The 4107-nt window shown below is 57.4% G+C and carries 3 protein-coding genes; 1 reads left to right on the top strand and 2 read right to left on the bottom strand.

The window, feature by feature from the left end:
• Positions 1-79: 79 nt before the first annotated feature.
• Positions 80-1000, bottom strand: a complete 921-nt coding sequence (locus tag WCB02_RS23245; RefSeq protein WP_423961815.1) for a hypothetical protein — start codon at positions 998-1000, stop codon at positions 80-82.
• Positions 1001-1192: 192 nt separating this feature from the next.
• Positions 1193-2731: an ATP-binding protein gene (locus WCB02_RS23240; protein ID WP_423961812.1), complete on the bottom strand. Its 1539-nt coding sequence runs from the start codon at positions 2729-2731 to the stop codon at positions 1193-1195.
• 588 nt (positions 2732-3319) lie between these two features.
• On the opposite strand from WCB02_RS23240, the gene WCB02_RS23235 reads away from it, so the two are divergent.
• Positions 3320-4107: ABC transporter substrate-binding protein (locus tag WCB02_RS23235; protein ID WP_423961816.1), on the top strand; the 788-nt coding region annotated here is incomplete at its 3' end.

Below are 4107 nucleotides of genomic sequence, written 5' to 3'. Positions count from 1 at the left end.
GACGCGTTCCGGCATAAGGATGCGCGCCATTTCAACGGACAATCGCTGAATCACTCCGTCGATCGTTGATGTGCAAAGTTCAGTTCAGCGGATCGGGATCGCCCTGCTGCGCCTGTTGCAGCTCATTCAGGAACTGCGCGTCGACTACAGGGTTGACGAAGCAGACGGCATCGGCCCAGCGGCTTTCCACCAGCTCCATTGCAAAGGGAAGGCTTTGCTGCCCACTGGCGACAAAGATGCCGGGATATGCGCCGCGCAGGGCTTTTGCCGGTAGCGCCAGGTTCAGGACACGAGCGCTCAAGTGCTCGGTCAGTTCGAGGTGAATATAAGCGATCTCCTGATCGCGCAGGGAGCTCAGCACCTTGTCGTAGATTTGGCTGCGCTCCTGATCGAAGCCATGCGGAAAAGGAGATAGCCGAATGCCGACTCGATCTCGGCCGACAACCTGCGTCAGCGCGTCGACCAATTCCAAAGCGAAATTCAACCGCTGGGCGATCGGTCCACCGTAGCGGTCGGAGCGCGGATTCGTAGTACGCATCAGAAAGAGATCCGTGATGCTGCCGGATGAACCATCCAGCTCGACGCCGTCGAAGCCGCTCGATTTTGCCCGGTATGCGGCATCGACATAATCCGCGATGATCCTCTCGATGTCGCGCTGGGAAAGGGCAAGGATGCCGTCAGGCTGATCAGGGACTTGCAATGTAAGGTCGCCGCGCAGCCGCGCCAGTGGGGATTGACGCGACGTTTTTGCCTGATGCATCAGGTTGCGCCAGATCGACTCCATCCTGTCAAACTCATCGAGCGGCAGCGTTTGTGCAGGCCAGATGAGCGCGCCGGGGTCGTGAAGGACAAGGCCGCCGGAAAGCAGCGGACCTGAGCATGGCATCGATTGATTTGCCGCTGCGTCGAGCGGGTCGGCGGCCAGCGGCCATTCCTGTACAAGGCGGTGTTCGAGGTCGAAAGCGCCGATATTGATCGGTGTGAACAGCTTGCTTTTCATTCGGAAGCCGAGCCTTCCCGCTCGGACGTCAATTGCCGCAATCGCGCGCTGCGCGCTCTCATCGAAGCTTTTGTCGACAAAGCTGTCCCCTTTTCTTTGTCACTCTCAGACTTGGTGCGCGACGAGAAGCTGGAACTCCTTTCAGCGGTTAAGTCGTTACAGTTGACGAATCCCGATACTCTCTTGGTCTCTTCAGCAGCGCGCAGTTCGGCTTCGCACTTCGGCGCTTCCCTGGAGGTCACGGCCTGGACGTCGCGGCGAGCTGCTTATGCTGCCCACATAGGCTCGCGTGGTGTCCAGCAGACGAAACATCGGACCCTTGTTCGACATCTCGACCGTAAGAAGCGACTTGTCGTAAAGACCATAGAAGGCCTCCGGCGGCCGCTCGCAGGCCTCGTTGACGCAGCTTGCGATGGCTCGTTCTGCCGTGAACGAACCACTGAGGGTCGCAAGGTGGGACAACATGACCTGCTCGTCATCCGAAAGAAGTCCGTAACTCCAATCGAAAGCCGCCGACAGCGTGCGATGCCGGGGTAACGCAGTCCGGCGGCCGCGGGTAAGGATCGCAAAGCAGTTGTTGAGATAGCTGGCGATCTTGCCAAGTCCGAGGTCCACAACCCGTGCGGCCGCAAATTCGAGTGCGAGGGGGATTCCATCCAACCGCCGGCATATCTCGGCGATTGCTGGTAGATCCTGTCTGGACGGTTCGAAGCGCATCGAAGATTGCACACGGTCCACGAAGAGGGCGATTGCCGAGAAACTCGCGATGTCCTGCTCTGTGATCGCCTCCTTCTCCGCAGGAAAGGTGAGCGACGGCAGCCGATGAGTCCATTCGCCGGTCGCCCGCAGAGCTTCACGACTGGTCGTGATAAATCTAAGGCTGCTACACTTACTTAACAATACCTCTGAGAGCATTGCAACAGGTTCTACGATGTGCTCGCAGGTATCGAGGATCAGGAGAGCCTCGCGGAATTGAAGATATTCGCACAATGCCTCGAGGGCATGGCGGTGCGGCGCAAGCTGCAAGGCCTCGGCAATGACCTGGGCTGCCCCCTCGCCGTTGGTGACATGCGAGAGATCGACGGAGCCGATCATACCCTGGAAATTAGCCGCGTAGCGTTTTGCGGTTGCGATGGCGACCGTTGTCTTGCCGATGCCGCCGGGCCCGGTAATCGTCACAAGGCGATGCTTGTCGAGAGCGGCCTCGATGATCTGGATCGCATCGTCGCGACCGATTGTCGGGTTGGGCAGGATCGGCAGTACGCGATGCCTCTGGGGCTTCGGCTCTTCCAACTCCATCCTGCCGGGATGATGCCGCACGGGCAGGACGAAGCAATATCCGCGAAGCGGTATCGTATCGATGGCGCGCTTCGCCCGATCGCATTGGGACAGAACCTTGCGGACAAGTCCCATCTGCACGCGGATATTTGCTTCTTCGACGGTGATGTTGGGCCAGACGACCCGCATCATGTCGCCCAGGCTCACGACCTCTCCTGCCCGCTCCACCAGCAGAAGCAGCAGGTCGAGCGCCCGTCCGCCGATCTCGGCGCGCTCGGAGCCGAACAGCAGGGTGCGCCGTTTGGGATACAGCCGAAAACTCGCAAACTCGTACCACTCTTCCGACGTCGGCTCGGTCCCGAACAGGTCAGAAAGAATGTCACACTGTTGCGGCGCCAAGCGTGAGCGGTCCGGTACCGCGCTTACCAATAGCTGTTCGCTCAATACGGTCATCGACCACCTCACGCAATCTAAGCATTCCATATCGCGCAGTAAGGTCAGTCATTCACCCGAGCGGAATGCGCCAAGGCAAGATACCCAGACGCCCTCGTCAACGCCGCTGAAAAACTCTGAAATGTCGCAAAAAATGCAACGGATCGCGACTCATTCTTTTGGCAAACTGTTGAAATAATTGATAAATCCGAAACCAGGCACCGAGAGCAAAATTGCCGATCTTGGAATTGGCCGCGAACTTCTGGGCAACAGGTGAACCCGCGTCCGGCAGAACGCGTTGGCCGACAAAAACACCGTTTGGGATTATCCATCTCCGGAGAAGAATGTATCGCGGCCGCGATTTCCGCAAAAAGGCTTCGCCAGTTGGTCGGACCTATAGATTTCTGCGCCGCCAGGTAGGATTTCGCGAGCCCAGGCCATTTGTCGTCGTCAAACCGTTTTTCGGATCCGGCGCCCACCCGAACTGCGCCACCGATCAACGCTGGCCGGCCACTACCTTGCTTCGCAGCAAGCCTTCCGACACAATCGTCATAACCCAAGAGCGTGGCCGTCAGCAAAGCGATCATGCGTCAGGAGCAACGCGCGTCTATGAAAGCTCGATTTTGCTATTTAGCCGCATGCGTCGTGATCGCGCTATCGGCGACCTCGGCCGCCGCGCAGAAGAAATTCGACACTGGCGCCACCGATACGGAGATCAAGATCGGCCAGTCTATCCCATTCTCCGGCCCCGCATCTGCCTACGCGACCGTCGGCAAGGTCGAGGCCGCCTACTTTCGGATGATCAACGACCAAGGTGGCATCGACGGCCGAAAGATCAACTTCATTCAATACGACAATGGCTATAACCCGGCGAAGGCGGTCGAGCAGGTTCGCAAGCTGGTTGAAAGTGACGAGGTATTGTTCACATTTCAGATTTTGGGCACGTCCGAAAACGCCGCGGTACAAAAGTATCTTAATAGCAAGAATATACCCCAGCTTTATGCGGCGGTGGGCGCATCGAGATTTACCGACCCTAAGAATTTTCCGTGGACGATCGCCTTTAGTCCAAACTATTTCGTCGAGGGTCGCATCTACGGAAAATATATCCTGAAGAAATATCCGAACGCGAAGATTGGCGTCCTTTATCAAAACGACGATTTCGGTAAAGACTATCTGAACGGCATCAAGGCCGGACTTGGCGATAAGGCCGCCACAATGCTGGTTGCAGAAGCTTCCTACGACACCACCGATCCGACGGTGGACTCGCAGATCGTTGCGATTAAGAATGCTGGCGTCGACCTATTCTTTAGCGCAACGACCCCAAAATTCGCCGCTCAAGCGATCAAGAAAAACTACGAGCTTGGTTGGCACCCCGTTCACATCATGAATATCAACAC

The sequence above is a fragment of the Bradyrhizobium sp. genome (assembly GCF_049581145.1).
In the GTDB taxonomy this organism is placed as follows: domain Bacteria; phylum Pseudomonadota; class Alphaproteobacteria; order Rhizobiales; family Xanthobacteraceae; genus Bradyrhizobium.
This window is presented reverse-complemented; position numbering and strand designations above follow the sequence as displayed.